Here is a 25279-nt window from a genome sequence, read left to right on the forward strand (position 1 = left end):
GTGTTAAGCGGGCATTGCACCCAAATAAATCTGTGCAATCTGGTCGTCGTCGAGCATCGCCCTGGACTCGCCGTGATGGACGATGCTGCCGCTGTCCATCACCCAGGCCTGATCGGTCACCTCCAGCGCCAGCCGGGCGTTTTGCTCGATCAGCAACAACGCCACGCCGCGCTCGCGCAGTCCGGCGATGACGGCAAAAATGTTCTCGACCATCTTTGGCGCGAGGCCCATGGAGGGTTCGTCGAGGATCAGCAGGCGCGGGCGGCTGAGCAGGGCGCGGTTCAGGGCTAAGAGCTGCTGTTCCCCGCCGGAGAGCAGTCCGGCCAGCTGGTGCTGCCGTTCGCCCAGACGCGGGAACCGTTCGAAAATCTCGTTCATCTCCTGCCTGACGGTGACAGCGTCACGTCGAAGCCAGGCCCCCATTTGCAGGTTCTCCAGCACCGTCATGCGGGCGAAGATGCCCCGGCCTTCCGGGACCATCACCAGCCCCTCGCGTAGCAGCGCTTCGGCTTTCTGTTTGCGGACCGGTTTGCCGTTAAATTCGATATTGCCGCCAAAACGCTCCAGCCCGGTGATGGCGCGTACGGTGGAGCTTTTGCCCGCACCGTTGGCCCCGATCAGCGTGGCCTGTTCGCCTTCACCCAGGCTAAAGGAGACGTCCCGTACCGCCTGGATGCCGCCGTAATGCACGTCCAGACGTTCCACTTTCAGTAATTCAGACATGAGCATTGCCTCCAAGCCAGGCGGCGATCACTGCCGGGTCGCGACGCACGCTGTCCGGGGTGCCGCTGGCCAGCGTTTTGCCGTAATCCAGCACCGTGAGGCGATCGCAGATCCCCATCACCAGCTTGACGTCGTGCTCAATCATCAGCAGGGTTTTGCCGTCGTCACGAATACGGGTCAGCAACTCGCCGAGAGCCACTTTCTCCGCCGCGTTCATCCCGGCGGCGGGTTCATCCAGCGCCAGCAGCAGCGGATCGGTCGCCAGCGCGCGGGCGATCTCCAGCCGCCGCTGATGGCCGTAAGCCAGATCGCAGGCGCGGTAGTGGGCAAACTTCGCAATGCCGGTATACGCCAGCCAGTGCCAGGCCTGCTCAAGGGTCTGAGCTTCTTCTGCCCGGGCGCGTTTGTGACGGCTCAGCGCCGCCCAGAGTCCGTTGCGGGTACGCACGTGGCGACCCACCATAACGTTCTCCAGCACCGACATCTCGTTAAACAGTCGCACGTTCTGGAATGTACGGGCGATGCCCGCGGCAGTTACCTTTTCGATCTGGGTCGGGAAGTAGGGCTTATCGGCAATGGCGAACTCACCGCTGTCGGCGGGATACAGGCCGGTGATGAGGTTAAAGCAGGTGGTTTTGCCCGCGCCGTTGGGGCCAATCAGGCCGTAGATCTCCCCCTTGTTAATCGACAGCGAGACGTTATCCACGGCGGTAAGGCCGCCAAAGCGTTTGGACATATTGCGCACGGTTAACAGGCTCATGCTTTTACCTCCTTGTGGCGCTTCGGCCAGATGCCCGACGGGCGAACCAGCATCACCAGCACCAGCGCCAGGCCGTAAAACAGCTGACGCAGGATCTCCGGATCAATCAGTACCGAACCAAACAGCGCCTGCTGCACCGGGGCCGCCTGGCTGCGCAGCAGCTCCGGCAGGGCGGTGAGCAGTACCGCGCCGAGGATCACCCCCGGGATATGGCCCATCCCACCCAGCACCACCATCGCCAGTACGGCTATGGACTCCTGTAGGGTGAAGGATTCCGGCGAAACAAAGCCCTGGAAGGCGCCGAACAGCGCCCCGGCCACACCGCCAAAGGAGGCGCCCATGGCAAAGGCCAGCAGCTTAAAGTTGCGCACGTTGATACCCATTGCCCGGGCGACATCTTCATCTTCACGGATAGCGTGCCACGCCCGGCCAATGCGTGAGTGTTGCAGGCGCAGGCAGACAAAAATGATCCCGACAATCACCAGCATCAGCAGGTAGTACCAGAGCCACAGGGCGGGCACTTTGACGCCGAACCAGTGATAAACGCCGCTGAACTTCAGGCCAAACAGGTTGAGAGTATCAACACCAGTAATACCTTTTGCCCCGTTGGTGATGTTCACCGGGCGGTCGAGGTTACGCATCAGAATGCGGATGATCTCCCCGAAGCCGAGGGTCACAATCGCCAGGTAATCCCCGCGCAGCTTCAGCGTCGGGGCACCCAGTAGAATGCCGCACACCGCCGCGACCAGCGCCGCAATCGGGACAATCAGCAGGTACGAGGTGTGCAGCCCGTCCGGGAACCAGAGGTTCAGGATCGGGAACACCTCTGCGAGATGCGGCGACGCCAGCAGCGCCGCCAGATAGGCGCCAACGGCATAGAAGGCGATAAAGCCCATATCCAGCAGGCCGGTGTAGCCGACAACGATATTCAGCCCCAGCGCCAGCATGATGTAGAGCAGGGCGAAGTCGATCACCCGCACCCAGTAGTTGCCGCCCAGCTGGGTAGCCACGACCGGCGCAAGCAGCAGGGCAAGCACGAAGAGCGTCATGCCGGACCAGAATTTACCGCTGGCCGCCGGGGTTTTGATTTCAATGGCAGTCATGATTTTCCCTTACGCTCTGTGCGCCACGCGCTCGCCCAACAGACCTGCCGGACGGAAGACCAGCACCAGAATCAGCACAATAAAGGCGAACACGTCCTGGTAGTTGCTGCCGAACACACCGTGAGTCAGCTCGCCCAGATAACCGGCGCCCAGCGCTTCGATAATGCCGAGCAGGATCCCGCCAATCATCGCTCCGCGAATATTGCCGATGCCGCCGAGAACGGCTGCGGTAAAGGCTTTAATACCCGGCAGAAAGCCCATCGAGAAGCTGGCGTTGCCGTAGTTGCTGGCCATCATCACGCCTGCCAGCGCGGCAAAAACGCCACCAATCGCAAAGGTCAGGGTGATGATGGCGTTTGGATTAACGCCCATCAGAGTGGCGACGCGTGGGTTTTCAGCCACCGCGCGCATACCGCGGCCGAGGCGGGTGTACTCCACCAGAAGCCACAGGCCGGTCATGACGATCAGCGCCAGCGCCACGGTGACGATGCCGGTGACCGTGACAATCGCCGGGGGATGCGCCTCGCTGCCCGCCGTGATGGCAATCGGGTCCATCGGCAGGATCTGCGGGAACATCAGCGGATTACGCGACCAGATAATCATCGCCACGGTTTGCAGCAGCACCGATACGCCAATCCCGGAGATCAACGGTGCCAGCCGCGGGGCATTACGCAGGCGGCGATAGGCAAAGCGCTCAACGGCCATCGCCAGCAGGGCGCAGACCGCCATGGCGATCAGCAGCGCAAAGCCGAGCTGCAACAGCTGTGGCATGGCGGGGAAATAGCTGTTCAGGAGATTCAGCGCCGACAGGGTGGTCAGCGCGCCGACCATCAAAATATCGCCATGGGCGAAGTTAATAATGCGCAAAATGCCATACACCATGGTATAGCCCAGCGCGATCAGCGCGTAGATGCTGCCCAGCATCACGCCGTTGATCAGTTGTTGTATGAGTGTGTCCAACGTTGTTACCCGACAAATTGCTCTTTTCAGCGGCTAACATCTAATAATTGAATTAAATTGTGAAATACGCATATATTCTTTCTTATGATTTTTGGAGCTTGCACTATCTGATTGATTTTAATGATTATGATAAATGGCTGATTAACCGGATTATCCATAACAGATCAATATATGAATAAAACAGAACAATCCCTGGCGTTGTCGGCCTTTGCCGAGAGCCGGCTGGCGAACGATCCACCGCTCCGTGCAGTGCGGGCCTTTGAGGCGATAGCGCGGCTGGGCAGCGTGACACAGGCGGCCCAGGAGCTGGAGATATCGCCCTCGGCGGTGAGTCATCAGCTGAAAGTGCTGGAAGGGTACTTACAGATGCCGCTCACCGAGCGTCAGGGCCGCGGGCTGATCCTGAGCCAGCAAGGGCGGGATTATTACCGCTCCATTCGCGCGGCCTTTAATGTGCTGCGCCAGGCCACCGGGCATCTGCTGGAGCAGGTGCAGACCCGCCAGGTGACCATCAGCCTGATCCCGCTTTTTGGCATGGGGTGGTTTATCCCGCGCCTGCCCGGGTTTATGCGGGCTAACCCACAGACCGAAATTAACGTGGTCTACGCCAATCACCGCAACTACCTGAGCGATGCTTCGGATATGTCGATCCGCTTCGGCAATGGGCAGTGGGCGGGCTACCAGAGCGAAAAGCTGATCTCCGGGCAGATGGTGCCAGTCTGTAGCCGGGCGTTTTTGCGCCTGCACGGGCATATCGATACCCCCGAACAGCTGCTGCAAATGCCGCTCCTGCATGATGAGGAGCGCACCACCTGGCAGCAGTGGTTTATCCAGCAGGGGGTAAAACGCCCGCTACGGCGCAGCGGCCCGATGTTTGAAGACGGGCTGTTAACCCTGGCGGGCGTGCAGGCGGGGCTGGGCTGCGCCCTGATGCGCGAGCCGTTGATTGCGCCCTATCTGGAGAGCGGTGAGCTGGTGAAGATCTTCGATCTCCCTATCGACGATGGCCGGGATTACTATCTGTGCGTGCGTCAGGATGGAGAGATGAGTCAGGACGGGAAGTTGCTTCAGAACTGGTTGCGGCGGAACAGTAACCTCTCCCTTGAGGGAGAGGGTTAGGGGAATCAGACTGTGCCGGAGCAACAATGCCGGGTGGCGGCTTCGCCTTACCCGGCCTACAAAACTCAACCCCTACGTGCCCGGGTGGCGTACCAGCACAGCAGCGAGCCAGCGCACACCATCATCGCCCCTTGCCAGAAGCTGAACGACAGCGGCGCATTCAGCAGCACCGCTGCCAGTGCCGCTGACAGTACCGGGGTGAAATAGGATGCTGCCGCCAGCAGCGTCACGTTGCCGTGCAAGATACCGATATTCCACGACGCGTAGCCAAACCCCAGCGCCACGCCGCACATTAAAAGTTTGATCACCACCGGCACGCTAAACACCATCTCCGGCTGCGGGCTGAAAGCATATTTCAGCCACAGGGTCAGGGCGGTGAGCAATACAAACAGGGTGATCCCGTTCTGGCCGTTGGCGTATTTACTGGTCACGGTGCAGTAGGCTGCCCAAATAAAGGCGCCAACGAACGCAAGGCCGTAACTAAGCGGGTTGGAGACGATGTTGCGGGCGATATCAGTTGGGTTCAGCCCATTTTCGCCGCCTAATACCCAGCTCACCCCCAGCAGGGCGATGATCAGGCCCGGGATCACCCACAGGGTGGTTTTCTGGCCGTTGAACAGAATGGCGAACACGATGGTCAGGCTCGGCCAGAGATAGTTGACCATCCCCACCTCAATTGCCTGGTGGCGGGTGGCGGCATAGCCTAACGAGAGGGCAAGACAGATTTCATAGCTGACAAACAGCACGCTGCCGGCAATGAGATAGCGGGGCGAGAAACGACGCAGCCTGGGGAAACCCACCGTTACCAGACAGAGTAAACCGCTCAGCGTATAGATTGCCGCCGCGCCCCCAACCGGACCTAATCCCTCGCTAACGCCCCTAATCAGACCCACCATCGTGCTCCAGAGCACGATCGCGGCCAGACCGACCAGGGTGGCTTTTTTTCTCTCCATCGCATTTCCACTGGCTATCAATTTAAGGGGCAAATTTATAGCACTGTTTCAGTACCTTCCGCGAATTTATCTGTGCCGAAGTAACCCTTTAGCGTTAGTAAAAGCCGCCAGCGCTGACTATTAAGAGGGCGAAGATCGGCGATATTGATTTGCCGCAAAAAAAACAGGGGCTTTGCTGTTAGTTTTCCGCCGGACTTCTCAATGATCTAACGAGGACAACGATGGACGTCAGTCGCAGACAGTTTTTTAAAATCTGCGCGGGCGGTATGGCCGGGACAACAGTAGCCGCTCTGGGGTTTGCCCCCAAAATGGCGCTGGCTCAGGCGCGCAACTATAAGTTGCTGCGTGCCAAAGAGATCCGCAACACCTGCACATACTGCTCCGTGGGATGCGGGCTATTGATGTATAGCCTGGGTGATGGCGCGAAGAACGCTAAAGCGTCGATTTATCATATTGAAGGCGATGCGGATCATCCGGTCAGCCGCGGGGCGTTATGCCCGAAAGGGGCGGGCCTGCTGGACTATGTTCACAGCGACAACCGTCTGCGTTATCCGGAATACCGCGCGCCCGGCTCCAATAAATGGCAGCGCATCTCCTGGGATGAGGCCTTCACCCGCATTGCGAGATTGATGAAAGCCGACCGCGACGCCAACTTCGTCGAGACCAACGAACAGGGTGTAACGGTCAACCGCTGGCTCTCCACCGGGATGCTCTGCGCCTCGGCGGCGAGTAATGAAACCGGCATGCTGACGCAAAAATTTGTGCGCTCACTCGGCATGCTGGCGGTAGACAACCAGGCGCGCGTCTGACACGGACCAACGGTAGCAAGTCTTGCTCCAACATTTGGTCGCGGTGCGATGACCAACCACTGGGTTGATATCAAAAACGCTAACGTCGTGGTGGTGATGGGCGGTAACGCCGCTGAAGCCCATCCGGTGGGATTCCGCTGGGCGATGGAAGCGAAAAATAACAACGATGCGACGCTGATCGTCGTCGATCCGCGCTTTACGCGTACGGCATCGGTGGCCGATATCTATGCGCCGATCCGCTCCGGTACGGACATTACGTTCCTCTCCGGCGTGCTGCTGTACCTGATCGAAAACAACAAAATTAACGCCGAGTACGTTAAGCACTACACCAACGCGAACCTGCTGGTGCGGGAAGATTTTGCCTTTGAGGACGGGCTGTTCAGCGGCTATGACGCCGAGAAACGCCAGTACGATAAATCCTCCTGGAACTATCAGTTCGATGAAAACGGTTACGCGAAACGCGATGAAACACTGACCGACCCGCGCTGCGTCTGGAACCTGCTGAAGCAGCACGTCTCCCGCTATACGCCGGAGGTGGTGGAGAACATCTGCGGTACGCCGAAAGCGGACTTCCTGAAAGTGTGCGAAGTGCTGGCCTCTACCAGTGCGGCAGACAGGACCACCACCTTCCTGTATGCGCTGGGCTGGACGCAACACACCGTGGGTGCGCAGAACATCCGTACCATGGCGATGATCCAGCTCCTGCTCGGCAACATGGGCATGGCCGGTGGCGGCGTAAACGCCCTGCGCGGTCACTCCAACATTCAGGGGCTCACCGATCTGGGGCTGCTATCAACAAGCCTGCCGGGCTACCTGACGCTGCCGTCGGAAAAACAGACCGATCTGCAAACCTACCTGGCGGCGAACACGCCAAAAGCGACGCTGCCGGATCAGGTGAACTACTGGAGCAACTATCCGAAGTTCTACGTCAGCCTGATGAAATCCTTCTACGGCGATGCGGCGCAGAAGGAGAACGACTGGGGCTTTAACTGGCTGCCGAAATGGGACCAGTCTTACGACGTCATTAAGTATTTCAACATGATGGCGAAGGGCAAGGTCACAGGGTACATCTGCCAGGGCTTTAACCCGGTGGCGTCGTTCCCGGACAAAAACAAGATTGTCGCCAGCCTCAGCAAGCTGAAGTACATGGTGGTGATCGATCCGCTGGTGACGGAAACCTCGAACTTCTGGCAGAACCACGGCGAGATGAACGATGTGGATACCGCCTCCATTCAGACCGAGGTGTTCCGTCTGCCATCAACCTGCTTCGCGGAAGAGGATGGCTCCATCGCCAACTCCGGTCGCTGGCTGCAGTGGCACTGGAAGGGACAGGACGCGCCGGGAGAAGCCCGTAACGACGGCGAGATCCTGGCCGGGATTTACCATCGTCTGCGCGAGATGTATCGCACGCAGGGCGGCAAGGGCACCGAGCCGCTGCTGCGCATGCGCTGGGATTACAAACAGCCGGATCACCCGGAATCGGAAGAAGTGGCGAAAGAGAATAACGGCCGTGCGCTGGCGGATCTCTATGATGCCAGTGGCGCGCTTATCGCGAAAAAAGGCCAGCTGCTGAGCAGCTTCGCCCAACTGCGCGATGACGGTACCACCTCCTCTTCCTGCTGGATTTACACCGGGAGCTGGACCGAGCAGGGCAACCAGATGGCCAACCGCGATAACGCCGACCCGTCCGGGCTGGGCAATACGTTGGGCTGGGCCTGGGCTTGGCCGCTTAACCGTCGCGTGCTCTACAACCGTGCCTCGGCGGATATCAACGGCAAGCCGTGGGATGCGAAACGGATGCTGATCCAGTGGAACGGCACGAAGTGGACCGGAAATGATATTCCGGACTTCAACACCGCCGCGCCGGGCAGCAACACCGGGCCGTTTATCATGCAGCCGGAAGGGCTGGGACGACTGTTTGCCATCGACAAGCTGGCGGAAGGGCCATTCCCGGAACACTACGAGCCGATGGAAACGCCGCTCGGCACCAACCCGCTGCACCCGAACGTGGTCTCCAGTCCGGTGGTGCGTGTCTATCAGGAAGACGTTGTGCGCATGGGTAAGAAAGACAAGTTCCCGTACGTCGGCACTACCTATCGCCTGACCGAGCACTTCCACACCTGGACCAAGCATGCGCGACTGAACGCCATCGCCCAGCCGGAGCAGTTTGTAGAGATCAGCGAAACCCTGGCGAAGGCCAAAGGGATTGCCAACGGCGATCGCGTTAAGGTCAGCAGCCAGCGCGGGTTTATTCGCGCCGTGGCGGTGGTCACCCGTCGTCTGCAGGCCCTGAACGTTCACGGCCAGCAGGTGGAAACCGTGGGTATTCCGCTGCACTGGGGCTTTGAAGGGGTGGCGCAGAAAGGCTATATCGCCAACACCCTGACGCCTGCGGTGGGGGATTCCAACTCGCAAACGCCAGAGTACAAGGCGTTCCTGGTCAACATCGAGAAAGCATAAGGAGCGAATAAATGTCGATGGAAACACAAGACGTCATCAAACGCTCCGCCACTAACGGCTTTACCCCCGCGCCTCGTGCGCGGGACTACAAAGCGGAAGTGGCTAAGCTGATTGATGTCTCCTCCTGTGTGGGCTGTAAAGCCTGCCAGGTGGCCTGTTCCGAGTGGAACGATATCCGCGACGAGGTTGGGCACTGCGTTGGGGTTTACGATAACCCGGCGGATCTGAGCGCCAAATCCTGGACGGTGATGCGCTTTAGCGAAACCGATCAGAACGGCAAGCTGGAGTGGCTGATCCGAAAAGACGGCTGCATGCACTGTGAGGAGCCGGGCTGCCTGAAGGCCTGCCCGTCCGCCGGAGCGATTATTCAGTACGCCAACGGCATCGTCGATTTCCAGCAGGAGAACTGCATCGGCTGCGGGTACTGCATCGCCGGGTGTCCGTTTAACGTGCCGCGCCTCAGTAAAGAGGATAACCGCGTCTACAAATGCACCCTCTGCGTGGATCGCGTCAGCGTTGGCCAGGAGCCAGCCTGCGTGAAGACCTGTCCGACCGGGGCGATTCACTTTGGCACCAAAAAGGAGATGCTGGAGGTGGCGCAGCAGCGGGTGGATAAGCTGAAAGCGCGCGGCTATGCCAATGCGGGCATTTATAACCCGCAGGGGGTGGGCGGAACGCACGTGATGTATGTTCTGCACCATCTCGACCAGCCGGAGCTGTATCACAACCTGCCGAAGGACCCGGCGATCGATACCTCCATCAACCTGTGGAAAGGGGCGCTGAAGCCGCTCTCTGCGGCGGGCTTTATCGCCACCTTTGCCGGGCTGATTTATCACTACGTGGGTATCGGGCCGAACAAAGAGGTGGATGACGATGAGGAGGAGCATCATGACTAAATCGAAAATGATTGTGCGCACGAAGTTTGTCGACCGCGCCTGTCACTGGACGGTAGTGATCTGCTTCTTCCTGGTGTCATTGTCGGGGATTTCGTTCTTCTTCCCGACCCTGCAATGGCTGACGGAGACCTTCGGCACCCCGCAGATGGGGCGCATTCTGCACCCGTTCTTCGGGGTGCTGATTTTCGTGGCGCTGATGTTTATGTTCGTGCGTTTTGTGCATCACAACATCCCGGACAAGCAGGATATTCCCTGGTTGAAGGGGATTGTTGAGGTGCTGAAGGGCAACGAGCATAAAGTCGCGCGAGTGGGTAAATACAACGCCGGGCAGAAGATGATGTTCTGGACCATCATGAGCATGATTTTTGTGCTGCTGGTGACCGGCGTCATTATCTGGCGTCCGTACTTTGCCCAGTATTTTCCGATTCAGGTGGTGCGTTACAGCCTGCTTATCCATGCGACCTCGGCCATTATTTTGATCCACGCCATTCTGATCCATATGTATATGGCGTTCTGGGTCAAAGGCTCGATTAAAGGGATGATCGAAGGGAAGGTGAGCCGCCGCTGGGCGCAGAAACACCACCCGCGCTGGTATCGTGATGTGGAGCGCCTGGAAGCGCAGAAAGATGTGAGTGAAGGGATGAAGTAAGGTGCTCTGTTGCCCGGCGGCGCTGCGCTTGCGCGGGCCTACGGGGAAGATCTCCCGCTCCGGACGGTGTTTCGGAGCGGGTTTAATGCTCCTTACCGGCGTTCTTTTCCTTAATACTTGTTTCCATCAGCTGGTTCGCCTGTAATAATTAAATTGCATCCTCCCGATAAAGAACCGGGAGGGCGATACTCAGAACTTCTCTTTAATATAACGGAACGGATAAGCGGTCGGCTTAACTTTGCCGATTTTTCGTTTCGGTAATTTCACCGGTTCTTCTGGAATTTCTTTATAGGGAATCTGCGACAGCAGGTGCGAGATAATATTCAGCCGCACGCGCTTTTTATCTTCGGAGCGGGCGACAAACCACGGGGCCCATGCGGTGTCGGTGGCGGCGAACATCGCATCACGCGCTTCGGTGTACTCATCCCAGCGGGTGAAGGATTTAATGTCCATTGGGGAGAGCTTCCAGGTTTTTCGCCCGTCGTTAATGCGGTCGCGCAGACGACGCTCCTGCTCTTTAGGCGTCACTTCCAGCCAGTATTTGATCAGAATAATGCCCGCATCGACCATCGCTTTTTCAATGATGGGCGCACCGTCGAGAAATTTCTCTACCTGCTCTTCCGTACAGAACCCCATTACCCGTTCCACCCCCGCGCGGTTGTACCAGCTGCGGTCGAAAATCACGATTTCCCCCGCCGAGGGCAGATGCGGCACGTAGCGCTGGAAGTAGAGCTGGCTTTTCTCTTTTTCCGTCGGGGCGGGCAGCGCCACCACCCGGAACACGCGTGGGCTGACGCGCTCTGTCAGGGCTTTGATCGTGCCCCCTTTACCCGCGCCGTCGCGGCCTTCAAAAACGACGCACACCTTAAGGCCCTTACTCACCACCCAGCGCTGAAGTTTCACCAGCTCCTCATGCAGGCGATGCAGCTCTTTTTCATACTCCTTGCGTTTAAGGGTGGCGGGAGGAGTGTTAGTCGCAACGGGTTTGCTTTTCTTTTTATCTGCCATGATGCGTTCCTTTCAGGGATTCTGCCGGGACGGTGTGACATAACACTTTGAAGTGTAATCACGGACAGAGGGATTGGTGGAAAATATTCACACCCCACCCGAAATAATGGATGAAGCTGCCAGCGGCGCGATTTGAACTGGCTCACCATACAAGATTGTTCAATAATGACTGTCGCAATTTTTTAACAAGTGGCTGTGGTATGAAAAAGACGGTGTTTTCGTTAGCGCTTGGCACGTTCGGTCTGGGAATGGCTGAATTTGGCATTATGGGTGTATTAACCGAGCTGGCGCGGGATGTGGGGATCACTATTCCCTCCGCCGGGAATATGATTTCGTTTTACGCCTTCGGGGTAGTGATTGGCGCGCCGATTATCGCGCTCTTTTCCAGCAAGTTTTCGCTTAAAACCATTCTATTGTTCCTGGTAACGCTCTGTCTGATTGGCAATGCGATTTTTACTTTCTCCAGCTCATACACCATGCTGGCGATCGGACGGCTGGTTTCTGGTTTTCCACACGGTGCGTTCTTCGGCGTTGGCACCATTCTTCTCTCCCGCATTGCGCCACCGGGCAAAGTGACGCTGGCGGTAGCAGGGATGATTGCCGGGATGACGGTCGCCAATCTTGCCGGCGTACCGCTTGGCACCTGGCTTGGGCACCAGTTCAGCTGGCGCTACACCTTCTTCCTGATTGCCGCATTCAATCTGCTGGTGCTGCTCTCTGTCGCCCTGTGGGTGCCGCAGACGTACGATAAGACGCAGACCCGTCTGCGGGAGCAGTTTCTCTTTCTGAAAAAGCCAGAGCCCTGGTTTATCTTTGCCGCCACCATGTTCGGCAATGCCGGGGTCTTCGCCTGGTTCAGCTTCGTTAAGCCGTTTATGATCAACGTGTCCGGCTTTTCCGAAGGGGTGATGACCGCGATCATGATGCTGATGGGGCTCGGCATGGTGCTGGGGAATCTCTTTAGCGGCAAACTGTCCGGGCGCTACAGCCCGCTGCGGATTGCAGCCGTGACCGATCTGGTCATTGTGCTCTCCCTGCTGCTGCTGTTTGCCTTCGGTGCGTTCCCTGCGGCCTCGCTGGTGATGGGCTTTATCTGCTGTGCCGGGCTGTTTGCGTTGTCGGCACCGTTGCAGATCCTGCTTCTGCAAAATGCGCAGGGCGGGGAGATGCTCGGTGCGGCAGGCGGGCAGGTGGCGTTTAATCTCGGTAGCGCCATTGGGGCGTACTTTGGCGGGATGATGATTACCCTGGGCTTTAGCTGGAGTTACGTTACCTTGCCTGCGGCGGCGCTGTCGTTCTGCGCCATGTCGTCGCTGTTGATGTACGGGTATCTGAAAGCCCGTCGGGGGCAGGCTGATGCACAGGCGATAGCCTGAGCGTGAAATGCCGGGTGGCGCTGCGCTTACCAGGCCTACAAATCTCGTAGGCCCGTGCAAGCGAAGCGCCGCCGGGCAAAAAGCACTCACATCACGCTTTCGAGGTTTTTCAGGAAATCTTCAACTTGCTCCGGCGAGGCGGTATCGGCCTGATAAAGAATATCCAGCGTGACATTCTTCAGGCCGCAAAAGCCGAAAACGCCGTCAACTAACTGGGTTCGTATCGCCGTCGAATAGCCGTGTTTATCAAAGCCCTTGAGATCGCTGCCCGCCGTCGCGACAAGGCGTACCGGTACATCGCGTAAGTTACCCACAATCCGACCATCTTCCGCCACCTTGTACGCCCAGTTCAGGGTGAGCACCCGATCAAACCAGCCTTTCAGCAGACCCGGAACGGACCACCAGTAGATCGGGAAGACAAACACCAGCATATCTGCCCGTTCCACGCGCTGTTGTTCACGCCGGATATCGGCAGGAGGGGCGCTGGCCTCCCCGTGATACAGGGCAAGATCGGGACGCAGCATTGCCGGTGTAAAGGCTTCAGCGTGGAGATCGGCAATCTCAACCTGCGTGCCTTGTTCACGTAAGCGCGCGGCAATTCGCGCCGCCAGTGTGTGGGATAACGAATTTTCGACAGGGTGAGCCGTCACGATCAGCGCATTATCTATGACATGTGTTACAGACATAACCACCTCAGCAGCAAGTTAACCTGCCACTTATATTACTATTGGTAACTTAAGTGTCAATCCGTCGGCACCACTCATTTTGTGCTGTCGGCACAGGTGTTCAGTACGCCAAACATCGCGCCGCAGAGCATATCTTCCGCGACGTTTCGGGCAAGTACGCCGTTGCTGGCAGCGGTGCTAAGCGCCTCCGCCGCACCAATAATGGCCGTCAGCGCCGCTTCTCCCTGCACTCCTTTCAGGGTGATATAGGGGGAGAGCGCCGTGCGCAGGCAGTCTGCACATTCGGCAACGCAGGCTTCCCGGAATGTCTGCAGCGCCCGGGAGCCGGACAGGGCCGCAGCGATAGGCCCTGTCTCTGGCCCGGCGCTGATGGCGCAATCAATATAGGCGGCACTAAAAAAGCGGACGGTGTTATCCAGCGTTTTGTTATCGACATTCAGCGTTTCACGGAATTTGTTTAGCTGCCGATCGCTGTAATCCTGATACAGCGCCATCAACAACCCTTCACGATCGCCGAAGTGATCGTAGGGAATGGGCTTGGTGACGTTTGCCCGCTCGGCCAGATAGCCCAGCGTCAGTGCCTCGGTGCCTTGCTGGCGTACGATCCCACGAGCCACCTCCAGCAACTGTACCCGTCGATCCTCTTTTCTTAACCGTTTAACGACCATATTGCCCTCGCGCCAGTGTCTACTAAAGGTAGTTTACATGGTTTATTCGCGAGGCTGTATGCTTTGTAGATATACCGCCACGGCACCAAAGGCTCCCGTAGCGGGAGCCTGATCCGCGCTTAGGGTAGCGACGGTTCACCCAGGGTTAACATCAAACGGTTCGCCCAGGCGAAGAACGCGGCAGACTGCACCAGATCCAGCTGGGCCAGGGTATCCAGCCCCTGACGTTCCAGCGCTGCCAGATGCCCCGGCGTCACTGAGGGTGGTGTGACCGACAGCGCGGCGGCAAAATCGATCCCCGCCTGCCAGCGCGGTGACTGCCCGCTGCTCAGCGATTGCCCCGGCTCGACTGCCAGCACTCTTTCCACTGCATCATCATCCTTCGACAGCTGGCTGGCTTTCCGCGCATGGACAGAGGCGCAGTAAATGCAGCCGTTTACCTTGCTGGTCACCGCCGCAGCCAGCTCTCGCTCCGCCCGCGACAGGCCGCCGGAGGTATAAAAAATCCCTTTATCGGTGAGCGTTCGTTGTTCCAGCACCGGCAGGTTGCGCCCCAGCAGGCGGAAATAGTCGGAATCGGTATGGCCGAATTTAGCGAGGAGCGCCTGCTCGTCGGCACTGAATTCCGCCAGGGGTTTGGGTGCCAGCCACGGTTCCCAGCCCAGCTCTTGCTGGGTAAAGACCACCGGTGCGGCTTTGCCGTTTTTAGTGAGCGGCACCGTGTGCCAGTGACCTGCCACAACAGGGGCCTCGCTGGCCGCTACCGGTTTGTCATTAAGCAGCCGCAGCCCAACGATCAGGCGGCTCTGGAAGCTGACAAAGGCGATCAGCTGCGCCAGGGTGACAATCCCTTCTTTGCTCCAGCCTGCCAGGGTGAGCGCATTGATCGCCCCCGGGGTGGCCTGGACCGGAGAGAAGGTCAGCAGACGGGCGAAGGTCAGGGCGGAAGTGAGGCGCACGGAGGTCGGATCGGCCAGGCCAAACCCGGCGTAGTGGGCCGCCAGCGCGTCGGCGTTGTGCCATTTCGCCACTTTTGCCGCTACCGCAAAGCGTTCGTCCAGCGTAAAGTCGGCATCCTGCTGACTGAATAAGGTTTCGTAGCTCCCCTGAGCATGACGCGTGGCCGCCTCGCGAGTGAGTCGTGCCTGTTCCAGCGCGGAACCCGGGGCAATCTCCGCCAGTTCGGCGAGAATATCCTGACTTAAAGCCATAGTGACTCCTTATAAAAGATGAGGGGCGATCTGCTCTGCGATTAACTCAATCGAACGTAAGGTGTCCTGATGCGACGGCTCAACCGAATGCACCTGGAATGAAATGTCGGTGGCGCGCGCCAGCACCGAATCCTCAGCCAGCGAGGCGAGCACCGTCTGCGGCGCGCCGATGTGCGCATCAAACTGGCGGATATAATCCGTGACAGTGTCACCTGCAAGGGCGTGCCCGGCGGCCTGATGCTGCTGCGCCTGACGGGTCAGGCCTGGTTCGGCAATCTTTAGCGCGTACGCATCGCTGTCGGCAACAAATGCGGTGCGCGAGGCCAGAATACGCGGGGAAACGCCGGACGGCAGCGCGTCGAGGTAGGCGTCGATAATCGGGTTCTGGATCGCATCCAGCGGCAACAACAGATTGTCCGCCGGGCGCGGCTGGGTGCGGGAGAGCATCAGGCCGTGACCCTGCTGTGCGGCACGCACCGCCCCCTCCACCGAAAAGGTGGCGATCCACACCCGCTCCGTCAGGCCGGGCGCGGGCGGATAGAGATGATTATCGGGATGAGTCAGGGAATCCCCGCGCCAGGCGCTCTGGATCAGATGCAGGTGATCTGCAAAGGTCGCCGCCCGTTCGTTGATGGTCAGCCCGAACGGCAGAAACGAGGTCGGCGTGCCGCCGGAGCCAAACCCGACCTCGAGCCGTCCGTCAGACAGCAGATCCAGCACCGCCGCGTCTTCCGCTACCCGCAGCGGGTTCTCCAGCGGCAGGGTGATAATGGCGGTGCCCAGACGAATGCGGCTGGTGAACGCCGCAACCTGGGCGAGGAACACCAGCGGCGAGGGCAGGCCGCCCTCATGTTCATGGAAGTGGTGCTGGGCGATCCACGCGGTATCAAAACCGTAGCGTTCAGCATGGCGGATCTGCTCTGTCGCCAGGCGATAGCGTTCTTTGGCTGGGGCAGCGTCCAGCAGGCGGGTGAAGAAACCCAGGCGTTTACGCGTCATGCGTACTCCTTCTGTGAAAAATGGGGAATGGCGTCGATCAGCTCGCGGGTGTAGTCGTTCTGCGGTGCGGCAAACAGCGACTCAACTGCGCCGTGCTCAACAACCTGACCGCTGCGCAACACGGTGACGCTGTGGGCAATGCGCCGCACGGTCGCGAGGTCGTGGGTAATAAACAGATAGGTCAGGCCCAGCTGCTGTTGCAGCTGCTGGAGCAGGGCGAGGATCTGCGCCTGCACGGTGACGTCCAGCGCCGAGGTGGCTTCATCCAGTACCAGAATGGTCGGCTCAAGGATCAGGGCCCGGGCAATGGCCACACGCTGGCGTTGCCCACCTGAGAGTTCCCGCGCGGTGCGGGTTAACAGCTCCGGCGGCAAGGCCACCCGCCGGGTGACGCTCTCCACCCGGGCGGCGCGCTCGGCTTTGCTGACCGGAGCGAAATTTTTCAGCGGCTCTTCGATGATTTCAAACAGCGTCTGACGCGGATCCAGCGAGGCAAAAGGGTTCTGGTAGACGAACTGGATCTTCTGTCGCAGCTGACGACGCGCCTCGTGGCTGAGGGTGGTGGCATCCATATTATCGATAATCACTTTACCGCTGTCGGCCTGCTCAAAGCCCAGCAGGATCCTGGCAAGGGTGGTTTTACCCGAGCCCGATTCCCCAACCAGCGCGTGGGTGCTACCGCGCGGCACGGCAAAGCTCACCGCGTCCAGCGCCTGAAGCTGATGACCTTTGCCCAGCGCAAAGCGTTTACTGATCCCGGTAGCCTGAATAGCCGGTGAAGCCAGTGGGCGACCCGCTACCGGGGCGATGGTCAGCCGCTGTCCGTTCAGATCGCTTAGCAGCTGGCGGGTGTAGGCGTGCTGCGGGGCGCGCACCACGTCGGCGGTAGCGCCATGCTCCTGCACCTCGCCGTTGCGGAACACCAGCAGCCGGTCGGCACGCTGGGCCGCCAGGGCCAGATCGTGGGTGACGAACAGCACCGCCGTGCCGCATTCGCGGCGCAGCAGGTCCAGCAGATCGAGAATGCGTTTTTGCACCGTCACGTCCAGCGCGCTGGTGGGTTCATCGGCAATGATGATGTCCGGGCGCAGGGCGATGGCGATAGCGATCAGCACCCGCTGCTTCATGCCGCCGGAGAGCTGATGGGGAAACTGCTTCATCCGCTGCTCCGGGTGACTGAGGCCGACTTTGGTCAGCAGGGCCAGCACCTGGCTATCGCACTCGGCCTTACTCATCTTATGATGCAGACGCAGGATTTCCCCCACCTGGGCACCAACGGTCTTCACCGGGTTCAGGGAATTACCCGGATCCTGCGGCACCAGGCTGATGCGCGCCCCGCGCAGGCTGTCGAGCCGTTTAGCTGACCACTGGCTGAGATCTTCGCCGTTCAGACGGATGCTACCAGCGTCACGGCGGGCATTGTCCGCCAGCAGGCCGATGATCGCCTGCGCGGTGGTGGTTTTCCCGGAGCCGGACTCGCCGACAAAGGCCAGCATCTCCCCGCGTCCGAGGGTAAAGCTGACGTTATGCACCACTTCGCGCCACTCGCGACCGGTGCGGTAGCTGAGGGTCAGGTTTTCCACAGATAACACGGTCATGAGCGGCCTCCGCTTAACTGACGGCTGATACGGTTGGTCGCCAGCACTACGGCGATCACCACCAGGCCGGGGAAGGTGGTTAACCACCAGGCGGTTGAGAGATAGTTCCGGCCCTCAGCAATCAGCAAGCCCCATTCCGGGATCGGCGGCGGGGTGCCGTAGCCGAGGAAGCTGAGGGTGGAGAGGGCCAGAATCGCCTGACCAAACTGCAGGGTGGCAAAGGCCAGCACCGCGGTCAGGGAGTTGGGCAGTATGTGGCGCCACAGCACGGTCCAGAAGGTCCCGCCGCTGCCAAACGCCGCTTCGACATAATCGGTGTGGCGGATGCGCACCACTTCACCGCGCGCCAGGCGGGCAAAGCTGGCGATCGACGCCACCCCAACGGCAATGGCGGCATTCAGGGTCCCAAAGCCCAGAAGAATAATCACCGTCAGCGAAAGCAGCAGAGACGGGATGGCAAGCAGCACGTCCACCAGGCGCATCAATACCGACTCCACCCGTCCGGCAAAAGCTCCGGCAATGACACCGATAGCGGTGCCAATAAACAGCCCCATCGCCACCGCCACCAGTGCAGCGCTCAGGGAGTGCGAAGCACCATAGACGATGCGGGTATACAGATCGCGTCCCAACTGGTCGGTGCCGAGCCAGTAGCCTGCCTGAGGTGCCAGACGCTGCGCGCCGGCAATGCCTTCAATCGGGCTGAAAGAGGTAAACAGCCCCGGCGCGATGGCCGCCAGCGCGGCCGCGGCAACAATGGCCCAGGCAAACCAGAGTCCCGGCTGCCAGCTCAAACCGCGCCAGGCGGGAATGCGTTTGCGCGCCGCCGCCGCATAATCAACAAGGCTCATGCAGCACCTCCGGTCACGGTTTGCAGGCGGGGATCGAACAGCGGCATCAGCAGATCCACCAGCAGGTTAATCACTACAAAGCCGAGGGCCGAAATCATCACCACCGCCTGTAGTACCGCGATATCCTGGTTATTGACCGCCTGCTGGGTCAGTAACCCCAGACCGCTGCGGCCAAACACGGTTTCGGTGATCAGCGCCCCGGCAATCAGCTCGCCCAGCAGCAGCCCGGCGATGTTCAGCACCGGCAGCAGGGCATTGCTGGTAACGTGCCGCCAGAGAACGGCGGTTTCGCTCAGCCCTTTGGCTCGCGCTACCGCGACAAAGGGCTGGGCGGCCACCTGATCCAGGCTGCGCATCAGGATCTGCGCCAGCGGGGCGGAGATGGGAACGGCGACGGCGATAATCGGCAGGATCAGCCCCTGCAGAGGCGTCGGATTAATCACCGGGATCAGCCGCAGCTGGAACGAGAACAGCTGAATCAGGGCAATCCCCAGCCAGAAGGTCGGTAGGGAGATAAACAGCACCGGCAGAGACTGAATGGCGTTGCTCAGCCAGCGCAGCCCCGGCAGACGCGAGGCCAGCGCCAGGGAGAAGGCCAGCACCACCGCCAGCGCAAAGGCGGGCAACGCCAGACTCAGGGTATCCGGCAGGTTGGTGGCGATCAGCTCACTCACCGCCACGCCCGCCTGCACCGAGAAGCCAAAATCACCACGCAGCATCGCCCCAAGGGTATGCAGATACTGCTGCCACAGGGGACTGTCGGCCCCGTACGCGATCCGCATCTCTTCGATTTGCGCCGGGCTCAGACCCAGGTCCGGATTCTGGAACTTAATCAGCACCGCATCCCCCGGCAGGACCTGGAGCAGCACGAACGACAGGGTGAACGCCGCCCATAGTACCAGCACTCCCAGCCCGGCCCGTCGCAGCAGATAGTGGCTCATCGTCGCCTCCTTAGTGTTTCTCGAGCCACGCGCCGTAGAACGACGGACGACCGACCGCTTCAAAACTCACCCCTTTCAGCCAGGGGGCACCGGCAAAGACCTGGGGCTCTTCAAAGATCGGGATTACATAGGCGTTATCCAGCAGATAGCGCTGGGCATCGCCGGTGAGCTGCAACCGTTTCTGCGGATCCACTTCGGACGAGATGCTGACCAGCAGGTCGTTGAGCTTGTCGTCGCGGAAGCTGTTGACCTTGTCGCTGGAGCCGCCTTTTTGCAGCAGGGCGTCGCGGTTGTTGGGATAGAACATGCTTTTCACTACGTCCGGGTCGGCGCGTCCCACTTCCGAGACGGTGAGCGGGGTCTTCAGCGGGTCAAGGTTATCGAGGACGTGGCTTCCGGCATCACCCGCCTTCACGTTGAGGGCCACGCCCACCTGGCGCCACTGCTGGGCCACCAGCTGCAACACCTCTTTATTCTGCGGCTGCGGCAGGGATTCGTAGATGGTCAGGGCCAGACGCTGGCCCTCTTTGGCGCGGATGCCATCGCTGCCCGCTTTCCAGCCCGCCTCGTCCAGCAGGCGGCTGGCTTTGGCCGGGTCGAAGGTCAGCTTGTCGCTGAGATCGACATAGCCTGCGGCAGAATCGGCAATCACCGATTTGGCCTGCGGATAGTTAGGCGAGAAGAGGGTCTCGACCACCTGCTTCGCATTGGTGGCGTGCAGCAGCGCCTGGCGTACGCGCACGTCGGCCACCAGCGGGTTATCCGGGCGGAAGCTGATACTGTCGTTCACGCCCCGGGTCGGGGCGGCGTAAATCTGATACCCCTGTTCGGTGGCCTGTTTTTCGTCATAGGCCTGCACCTGGCGGATAAAGTCGGCTTGTCCGGCAAGCAGCGCGCCGACGCGAACGCTGTCTTCCGGGGTTACCAGGTAGGTAATGCCATCGAGGTTCGCCGGGCCCTGTTGGGCGAGGTTTTTCGGCCCCCAGGCGTAGTCTTTCCGCGCCTGAAGGTTAACTTCGCGGCCCAGCTTTTCGTCTTTCACCACAAATGGACCAGAGCCGATGATATGGCGGGCATCGCCCAGCTCCTCAAAGTTACGTTGTAACGTGCTCAGGGAGACCAGACCCGATCCTATGGTGGCAGTTCCTTGTAAAAAGCCCGGTGACGGTTTTTTGAAGTAAAACCTGACGGTCTGGGGGTCAATCACTTCGCTGCGGTCGTAATTGTTGATCACTTCCGACACCGGCAGGCGCTGGGCCTTGTTGCCTTTGCCGTAGGTATCGAAGTTCTTCGCTACCGCGTTAGCGTCCAGCGGCGTGCCGTCCGAGAAGGTCACCCCAGGACGGATCTTAAAGGTGTATTCGGTTTTATCCGCGTTGGTGCTCCAGCTTTCGGCAATCCACGGCTCCACTTCCAGGGTCTTCGGGTTCCGCCAGGTGAGCTTGTCGGTGATCTGATTCAGGATCCCACCGTTGGGGTAAAACCCGCCCGCCGGAGGATAGAGGTTGGTGTGAGCCTGTTGCTCGAGATAGACCAGCGTGCCGCCTTTAACCGGCGTGTCAGCAGCATACGCAGCTGTTGTCGCAAGAATGAGCGCCGTCAGCAACGGAAGGCGAAATGGGGTTTGCATGGTGTATTCCTTTGTTATCTTCTTGTTAGCGTCGAATGCATCTTCGGACGGGGCAGAAAAGAAAGGAACAAAGGAATTGAGCTAAGGATTTGCGGAAAGTGGCAATAAAAAAACCGCGCCGGGAGGGGCGCGGTTAACGGGGCAGAGCAGCCTGCTTATGAACGGAAATCAATCACCATACGGCCACGGATCTGGCCTTGCTCCATCTCTTTAAAGATGGCGTTGATATCCCCCAGCGGACGCAGCGCCACTTTCGGCACCACTTTGCCTTCGGCGGCGAACTGGAAGGCTTCGGTCAGATCCTGACGGGTGCCCACCAGCGAGCCCACCACCTGAATGCCATCCAGCACCAGACGTGGAATATCAAGGCTCATCGCTTCCGGCGGCAGGCCCACGGCGACCACACGGCCACCGGCGCGAACGGCATCTACCGCAGAGTTAAAGGCCACTTTCGCCACGGCCGTTACCACCGCAGCGTGTGCGCCGCCGGTCTTTTCCTGGATGAATTTAGCGGCATCTTCATTACGCGAGTTGACCACCAGATCGGCCCCCATGCTCTCGGCCAGTTTCAGCTGTTCATCATTGATATCAACCGCAATCACTTTGGCGTTGAACACGTTTTTGGCGTACTGCAGTGCAAGGTTCCCCAGCCCGCCGAGGCCATAGATAGCGATCCACTGACCAGGCTTAATCTCAGAGACTTTTACCGCTTTATAGGTCGTTACCCCGGCGCAGGTGATACTGCTGGCGGCGGCGGAATCCAGGCCGTCCGGCACTTTTACCGCATAATCGGCAGTGACGATGCACTCTTCCGCCATCCCACCGTCCACAGAGTAGCCCGCGTTCTTCACGTTACGGCACAGGGTTTCGTTACCGGAGTTACAGTATTCGCAGTGGCCGCAGCCTTCGAAGAACCACGCCACGCTGGCGCGATCTCCTGGTTTCAGCGAGGTGACACCAGGGCCAACCTCCTTGACGACACCGATGCCTTCATGGCCGAGGATCACCCCGGTCTTATCGCCAAAATCACCGTTTTTGACGTGAAGATCGGTATGGCAGACGCCACAGCAATCCATCTTAAGCAGCGCTTCCCCGTGTTTCAGCGGGCGCAGGGTTTTCTCGGTCACTTCTACCTGATGGTCTTTGGTCACGACAGCAGCTTTCATATGTTTATCCATTTTCATATTGCGGATCTGCGGGGCAGGTTCGACAGGACGAAATACCCATTAAGGATTAGGTTATTTAATGATTGTGACAAGGCCGTAGCAACATAATGTAATAATTTAATTGCTTTTTTGCGGCCAGGGTCGCGCAAAATGAGTAATGAGCTCAATAATAGAGTGGTTATTATTTCTGCAGTAAATGTGTAATGTTTCTGACATAACCAGACCGTAAGGTGTTGTCTTCTCAATAACCGAAGAGTTAAAAAGACAATGCATCTGGTAAAAAAACTTCTCGCAGTGAGCGTTCTTTTGTCCGCTTCCGTACAGGCGCAAAACATCCTCGAGTTCCCTCAGCCTGACAACAACCCGGAAGAGTTCTACGCCGTCACCGAAATTCCGGCGGGCGGGATCATTAAGTATGAAACCGACGCCAAAACCGGCTTTATCGTGGCCGATCGCTTCCAGTCGATGCCGGTAGCTTACCCGGCAAACTACGGCTCGCTGACCCAGTCGCTGGCGGGGGATGGCGATCCGCTGGATGTGATTTTCTACACCCGCGCGCCGATGGCCCCGGGCACCCTGATCAAACTGCGCGCCATTGGCGTGCTGAAGATGATCGATGGCGGCGAGAAAGACGACAAAATCGTGGCGGTACCAGCCAGCAAAATTGACCCGACCTATGACGACATCAAAGAGCTGAGCGATCTGCCGAAGATAGAGCAGCAGCGTCTGGAGTCCTTCTTCCGCGTCTACAAGCAGTTGCCGGAAGGGCGCAAGTCGGTGGAGCTGAACGGCTTTAACGATGCCGCCACCGCGAAGCAGGAAATCAAACAGGCATGGGATGCCTGGAAAACCCGTCAGCCGAAGTAAAAAATTGCCCGGCGGCGGCTACCCGCCGGGCGATCTCCTACAGCTGCGCCGTCAGCGCGGCAATCTCCTCCAGCCACTGCGCCTGAAGCTGCGGCTTCTGATGTTTAGGCTTACGCAGCCGATCTTCTTCCAGCAGTCTTTCCAGCGTAATCAACCGCTCTAACAGATCGTCAGTGGGTTCAGCCAGGCAGATGGACGGTGTAGCGGGGACCGGTTGGGCTTGTAATCCGCTCTCTTCCCGCAGCCGGGCAAACACCGCGTCGGCATCGTGCCATTCGCTGAGTCGGCCTTTTTCAATCAGCCAGAAGCGGTTACAGCTCTGACTGATTAACTGCCGATCGTGGCTGACCAGCAGCACGCCGCCCTCGAACTGTTGTAGCGTTTCGGCCAGCGCCTCTTTGCCTTCCATATCCAGATGGTTGGTCGGCTCATCAAGCATCAGCAGGCTAAAGCGGGCCAGCGTCAGACCAATAAACAGCAGGCGCGAACGCTCACCGCCGCTGAGCGTGCTGACCTTTTGGCCGTGGCGCGCCCAGGCGAATCCGGCGGAGATCAGCGCCATCTTGCGATCCTGGATGTTCGGTGCGAAGGGCTCCAGAGCGTCAATCAGCGTGGCGTCATCCGCCAGTTGATGCAGGGTCTGGTCGTAATAGCCCATTGCCACGCGCGGGTGGATCTTCAGCCCGTCCTGCGTTTCCCCGGCATTAAACTGCCGCCAGATCAGCCGCATCAGGGACGATTTTCCACAACCGTTGCGTCCGACAATCGCCACCCGATCGCCGCTTTTGAGCCGGACGTTCTCTACCGAGAATAACGCCGGCAGGCCAGGGGCAGGCGGAACGTCGAGGGCGTCAACTTCCAGCAGCCGGTCGGTACGCAGCGCATCGCCACGCAGAGTTAAAGTCCATGGCGTGCCGGTGGTTAACGCCGTCTGGCTCTCCTTCAGCCGCTCTACCTGGCGTTCCATCTGTTTTGCTTTGCGGGCCAGATCTTCGTTGTCGTAGACCTTGCCCCAGGTCGCCAGCCGTTTCGCGCTGGCGGTGACCCGGTCGATCTCCTTTTGTTCCGCTTTATGGCGTAGGGCGTCGCTCTCGTCTTTCTCTGCCAGCGCCTGACGCGCGCGGGTGCAGGGAAGGGCGAAGTAGTGCAGCGTTTTGTCGCGCAGGATCCAACTGCCGTTGGTAACGGCATCCAGGAGCTGTCTGTCGTGAGACACCAGCACAAAACTGCCGGACCAGCGCTGTAGGAACTGTTCCAGCCAGAGTAGCGTAGGCAGATCCAGGTGGTTGCTGGGTTCATCGAGCAGCAACAGATCCGGCTCGTTAATCAGCGCCCGCGACAGCAGCAGACGGGTATGCTGGCCGCCGCTGAGGGTCGCCGAGGGTAACGCCATATCGTCCGGGGTAAAGCCCATGCTCGCCAGCAGCGTTTCTGCCCGCCAGCGCAGGCTTTCACGCTCGGCTACCGGCAGTTGCGCCAGCACCGCATCCAGCATGGTTAAGGGATAGATCGTCTCCGGAAGATGCTGTTCCACCCGCGCCATCAGGCAGTGTCCGGCCAGCGCCACCGTGCCGGAAAGCGGCGTTTCGGTGCCGTCGAGGATCTTCAGCAGGGTGCTTTTGCCGCAGCCGTTATCGCCCAGCAGACCAATGCGGTCGCCTTTTTTCAGGCTAAAGGTGAGATCGATAAACAGCGTGTCAAAGGCGGTATCAACACGGAGAGAAAGTGCAGTCAGTAATGTGCTCATTTGCTTACTCAAGAGTTACAGGCATGAAAATGCCTCGTCAATCAACGCTGACGATAACCCGGTAAGCCCGAGAGAAGGGATGTCTTAGGTGTCTTCGCTCAA

At 59.3% G+C, this 25279-nt stretch carries 22 protein-coding genes; 6 read left to right on the forward strand and 16 right to left on the reverse strand.

Annotated elements, in window-relative coordinates; translation table 11 throughout:
- Positions 1–3: 3 nt before the first annotated feature.
- From DVA43_RS06205 to DVA43_RS06220, 4 genes are read right to left on the reverse strand one after another with little or no spacing between them, the layout of a single operon-like run.
- Positions 4–723, reverse strand: a complete 720-nt coding sequence (locus DVA43_RS06205) for an ABC transporter ATP-binding protein (protein WP_114314935.1) — start codon at positions 721–723, stop codon at positions 4–6.
- Complete coding sequence (locus DVA43_RS06210) at positions 716–1483, reverse strand: ABC transporter ATP-binding protein (protein ID WP_114314936.1); 768 nt, start codon at positions 1481–1483, stop codon at positions 716–718. Before DVA43_RS06210 ends, DVA43_RS06205 begins: the two co-directional genes overlap by 8 nt.
- A complete protein-coding gene (locus DVA43_RS06215; protein WP_114314937.1) occupies positions 1480–2586 on the reverse strand; it encodes a branched-chain amino acid ABC transporter permease in 1107 nt (368 codons plus the stop codon). The genes DVA43_RS06210 and DVA43_RS06215 overlap by 4 nt, the downstream gene beginning before the upstream one ends.
- A 9-nt stretch (positions 2587–2595) precedes the next feature.
- Positions 2596–3546 carry a branched-chain amino acid ABC transporter permease gene (locus DVA43_RS06220; protein WP_114314938.1) on the reverse strand — a complete coding sequence of 317 codons (951 nt, stop codon included), beginning with the start codon at positions 3544–3546 and terminating at the stop codon, positions 2596–2598.
- Positions 3547–3717: 171 nt separating this feature from the next.
- On the opposite strand from DVA43_RS06220, the gene DVA43_RS06225 reads away from it, so the two are divergent.
- The gene (locus DVA43_RS06225; protein WP_103821990.1) at positions 3718–4665 is read left to right on the forward strand and encodes a LysR substrate-binding domain-containing protein; all 948 of its coding nucleotides are present in this window, start codon (positions 3718–3720) and stop codon (positions 4663–4665) included.
- 65 nt (positions 4666–4730) lie between these two features.
- On the opposite strand, the gene yddG is transcribed toward DVA43_RS06225, so the two are convergent.
- Complete coding sequence (yddG, locus tag DVA43_RS06230) at positions 4731–5618, reverse strand: aromatic amino acid DMT transporter YddG (protein ID WP_114314939.1); 888 nt, start codon at positions 5616–5618, stop codon at positions 4731–4733.
- 221 nt (positions 5619–5839) lie between these two features.
- Here yddG and fdnG point away from each other — a divergent pair, with 221 nt between their 5' ends.
- The 3 genes from fdnG to fdnI are packed head-to-tail and all read left to right on the forward strand — an operon-like array spanning position 5840 to position 10432.
- A complete protein-coding gene (gene fdnG, locus DVA43_RS06240; RefSeq protein WP_147271011.1) occupies positions 5840–8887 on the forward strand; it encodes a formate dehydrogenase-N subunit alpha in 3048 nt (1015 codons plus the stop codon).
- Positions 8888–8898: 11 nt separating this feature from the next.
- Positions 8899–9783: a formate dehydrogenase subunit beta gene (gene fdxH, locus DVA43_RS06245; RefSeq protein ID WP_114314942.1), complete on the forward strand. Its 885-nt coding sequence runs from the start codon at positions 8899–8901 to the stop codon at positions 9781–9783.
- On the forward strand, positions 9776–10432 hold the full coding sequence (gene fdnI / locus DVA43_RS06250; RefSeq protein ID WP_114314943.1) for a formate dehydrogenase-N subunit gamma: 657 nt from the start codon (positions 9776–9778) through the stop codon (positions 10430–10432). Before fdxH ends, fdnI begins: the two co-directional genes overlap by 8 nt.
- 189 nt (positions 10433–10621) lie before the next feature.
- Here fdnI and ppk2 read toward each other — a convergent pair whose 3' ends face one another.
- Complete coding sequence (gene ppk2, locus DVA43_RS06255; protein WP_114314944.1) at positions 10622–11440, reverse strand: polyphosphate kinase 2; 819 nt, start codon at positions 11438–11440, stop codon at positions 10622–10624.
- Between the two features lie 200 nt (positions 11441–11640).
- Between ppk2 and araJ the strand changes: the two genes are divergently transcribed.
- Positions 11641–12816, forward strand: a complete 1176-nt coding sequence (araJ, locus tag DVA43_RS06260) for an MFS transporter AraJ (protein WP_114314945.1) — start codon at positions 11641–11643, stop codon at positions 12814–12816.
- Positions 12817–12902: 86 nt separating this feature from the next.
- Here the strand turns inward: araJ and DVA43_RS06265 are convergent, their stop codons facing one another.
- From DVA43_RS06265 to adhP, 9 genes are all read right to left on the reverse strand, one after another.
- A complete protein-coding gene (locus tag DVA43_RS06265; RefSeq protein WP_114314946.1) occupies positions 12903–13502 on the reverse strand; it encodes an NAD(P)H-dependent oxidoreductase in 600 nt (199 codons plus the stop codon).
- 74 nt (positions 13503–13576) lie between these two features.
- Positions 13577–14170 carry a TetR/AcrR family transcriptional regulator gene (locus tag DVA43_RS06270; protein ID WP_114314947.1) on the reverse strand — a complete coding sequence of 198 codons (594 nt, stop codon included), beginning with the start codon at positions 14168–14170 and terminating at the stop codon, positions 13577–13579.
- 119 nt (positions 14171–14289) lie between these two features.
- The gene (locus DVA43_RS06275; protein ID WP_114314948.1) at positions 14290–15381 is read right to left on the reverse strand and encodes an alkylhydroperoxidase domain protein; all 1092 of its coding nucleotides are present in this window, start codon (positions 15379–15381) and stop codon (positions 14290–14292) included.
- A gap of 9 nt (positions 15382–15390) precedes the next feature.
- A complete protein-coding gene (locus DVA43_RS06280) occupies positions 15391–16380 on the reverse strand; it encodes a putative FMN-dependent luciferase-like monooxygenase (RefSeq protein ID WP_114314949.1) in 990 nt (329 codons plus the stop codon).
- A complete protein-coding gene (locus DVA43_RS06285) occupies positions 16377–17978 on the reverse strand; it encodes an ABC transporter ATP-binding protein (protein WP_114314950.1) in 1602 nt (533 codons plus the stop codon). Before DVA43_RS06285 ends, DVA43_RS06280 begins: the two co-directional genes overlap by 4 nt.
- Positions 17975–18826, reverse strand: a complete 852-nt coding sequence (locus DVA43_RS06290; RefSeq protein ID WP_114314951.1) for an ABC transporter permease — start codon at positions 18824–18826, stop codon at positions 17975–17977. The genes DVA43_RS06285 and DVA43_RS06290 overlap by 4 nt, the downstream gene beginning before the upstream one ends.
- A complete protein-coding gene (locus DVA43_RS06295; protein WP_114314952.1) occupies positions 18823–19767 on the reverse strand; it encodes an ABC transporter permease in 945 nt (314 codons plus the stop codon). Before DVA43_RS06295 ends, DVA43_RS06290 begins: the two co-directional genes overlap by 4 nt.
- 10 nt (positions 19768–19777) lie before the next feature.
- Entirely contained in the window at positions 19778–21397 is a 1620-nt protein-coding gene (locus DVA43_RS06300) for a TIGR04028 family ABC transporter substrate-binding protein (protein ID WP_114314953.1), read from the reverse strand.
- 155 nt (positions 21398–21552) lie between these two features.
- Positions 21553–22563 carry an alcohol dehydrogenase AdhP gene (adhP, locus tag DVA43_RS06305; protein WP_103821973.1) on the reverse strand — a complete coding sequence of 337 codons (1011 nt, stop codon included), beginning with the start codon at positions 22561–22563 and terminating at the stop codon, positions 21553–21555.
- Between the two features lie 267 nt (positions 22564–22830).
- On the opposite strand from adhP, the gene DVA43_RS06310 reads away from it, so the two are divergent.
- Positions 22831–23430, forward strand: a complete 600-nt coding sequence (locus DVA43_RS06310; protein ID WP_103821972.1) for an inorganic diphosphatase — start codon at positions 22831–22833, stop codon at positions 23428–23430.
- Between the two features lie 37 nt (positions 23431–23467).
- Here the strand turns inward: DVA43_RS06310 and DVA43_RS06315 are convergent, their stop codons facing one another.
- Entirely contained in the window at positions 23468–25177 is a 1710-nt protein-coding gene (locus tag DVA43_RS06315) for an ABC-F family ATP-binding cassette domain-containing protein (protein WP_114314954.1), read from the reverse strand.
- Positions 25178–25279 lie beyond the last annotated feature (102 nt).

Source organism: Leclercia sp. W6, from assembly GCF_003336345.1.
Taxonomy (GTDB): Bacteria; Pseudomonadota; Gammaproteobacteria; order Enterobacterales; family Enterobacteriaceae; genus Enterobacter.

Bases quoted from the DNA above. Each gene is read 5' to 3' on its own strand.
- DVA43_RS06205 (WP_114314935.1), bottom strand. From the start codon at position 723: ATGTCTGAATTACTGAAAGTGGAACGTCTGGACGTGCATTACGGCGGC.
- DVA43_RS06210 (WP_114314936.1), bottom strand. From the start codon at position 1,483: ATGAGCCTGTTAACCGTGCGCAATATGTCCAAACGCTTTGGCGGCCTT.
- DVA43_RS06215 (WP_114314937.1), bottom strand. From the start codon at position 2,586: ATGACTGCCATTGAAATCAAAACCCCGGCGGCCAGCGGTAAATTCTGG.
- DVA43_RS06225 (WP_103821990.1), top strand. From the start codon at position 3,718: ATGAATAAAACAGAACAATCCCTGGCGTTGTCGGCCTTTGCCGAGAGC.
- yddG (WP_114314939.1), bottom strand. From the start codon at position 5,618: ATGGAGAGAAAAAAAGCCACCCTGGTCGGTCTGGCCGCGATCGTGCTC.
- fdxH (WP_114314942.1), top strand. From the start codon at position 8,899: ATGTCGATGGAAACACAAGACGTCATCAAACGCTCCGCCACTAACGGC.
- fdnI (WP_114314943.1), top strand. From the start codon at position 9,776: ATGACTAAATCGAAAATGATTGTGCGCACGAAGTTTGTCGACCGCGCC.
- ppk2 (WP_114314944.1), bottom strand. From the start codon at position 11,440: ATGGCAGATAAAAAGAAAAGCAAACCCGTTGCGACTAACACTCCTCCC.
- araJ (WP_114314945.1), top strand. From the start codon at position 11,641: ATGAAAAAGACGGTGTTTTCGTTAGCGCTTGGCACGTTCGGTCTGGGA.
- DVA43_RS06265 (WP_114314946.1), bottom strand. From the start codon at position 13,502: ATGTCTGTAACACATGTCATAGATAATGCGCTGATCGTGACGGCTCAC.
- DVA43_RS06270 (WP_114314947.1), bottom strand. From the start codon at position 14,170: ATGGTCGTTAAACGGTTAAGAAAAGAGGATCGACGGGTACAGTTGCTG.
- DVA43_RS06275 (WP_114314948.1), bottom strand. From the start codon at position 15,381: ATGGCTTTAAGTCAGGATATTCTCGCCGAACTGGCGGAGATTGCCCCG.
- DVA43_RS06280 (WP_114314949.1), bottom strand. From the start codon at position 16,380: ATGACGCGTAAACGCCTGGGTTTCTTCACCCGCCTGCTGGACGCTGCC.
- DVA43_RS06285 (WP_114314950.1), bottom strand. From the start codon at position 17,978: ATGACCGTGTTATCTGTGGAAAACCTGACCCTCAGCTACCGCACCGGT.
- DVA43_RS06290 (WP_114314951.1), bottom strand. From the start codon at position 18,826: ATGAGCCTTGTTGATTATGCGGCGGCGGCGCGCAAACGCATTCCCGCC.
- DVA43_RS06295 (WP_114314952.1), bottom strand. From the start codon at position 19,767: ATGAGCCACTATCTGCTGCGACGGGCCGGGCTGGGAGTGCTGGTACTA.
- DVA43_RS06300 (WP_114314953.1), bottom strand. From the start codon at position 21,397: ATGCAAACCCCATTTCGCCTTCCGTTGCTGACGGCGCTCATTCTTGCG.
- adhP (WP_103821973.1), bottom strand. From the start codon at position 22,563: ATGAAAGCTGCTGTCGTGACCAAAGACCATCAGGTAGAAGTGACCGAG.
- DVA43_RS06310 (WP_103821972.1), top strand. From the start codon at position 22,831: ATGCATCTGGTAAAAAAACTTCTCGCAGTGAGCGTTCTTTTGTCCGCT.
- DVA43_RS06315 (WP_114314954.1), bottom strand. From the start codon at position 25,177: ATGAGCACATTACTGACTGCACTTTCTCTCCGTGTTGATACCGCCTTT.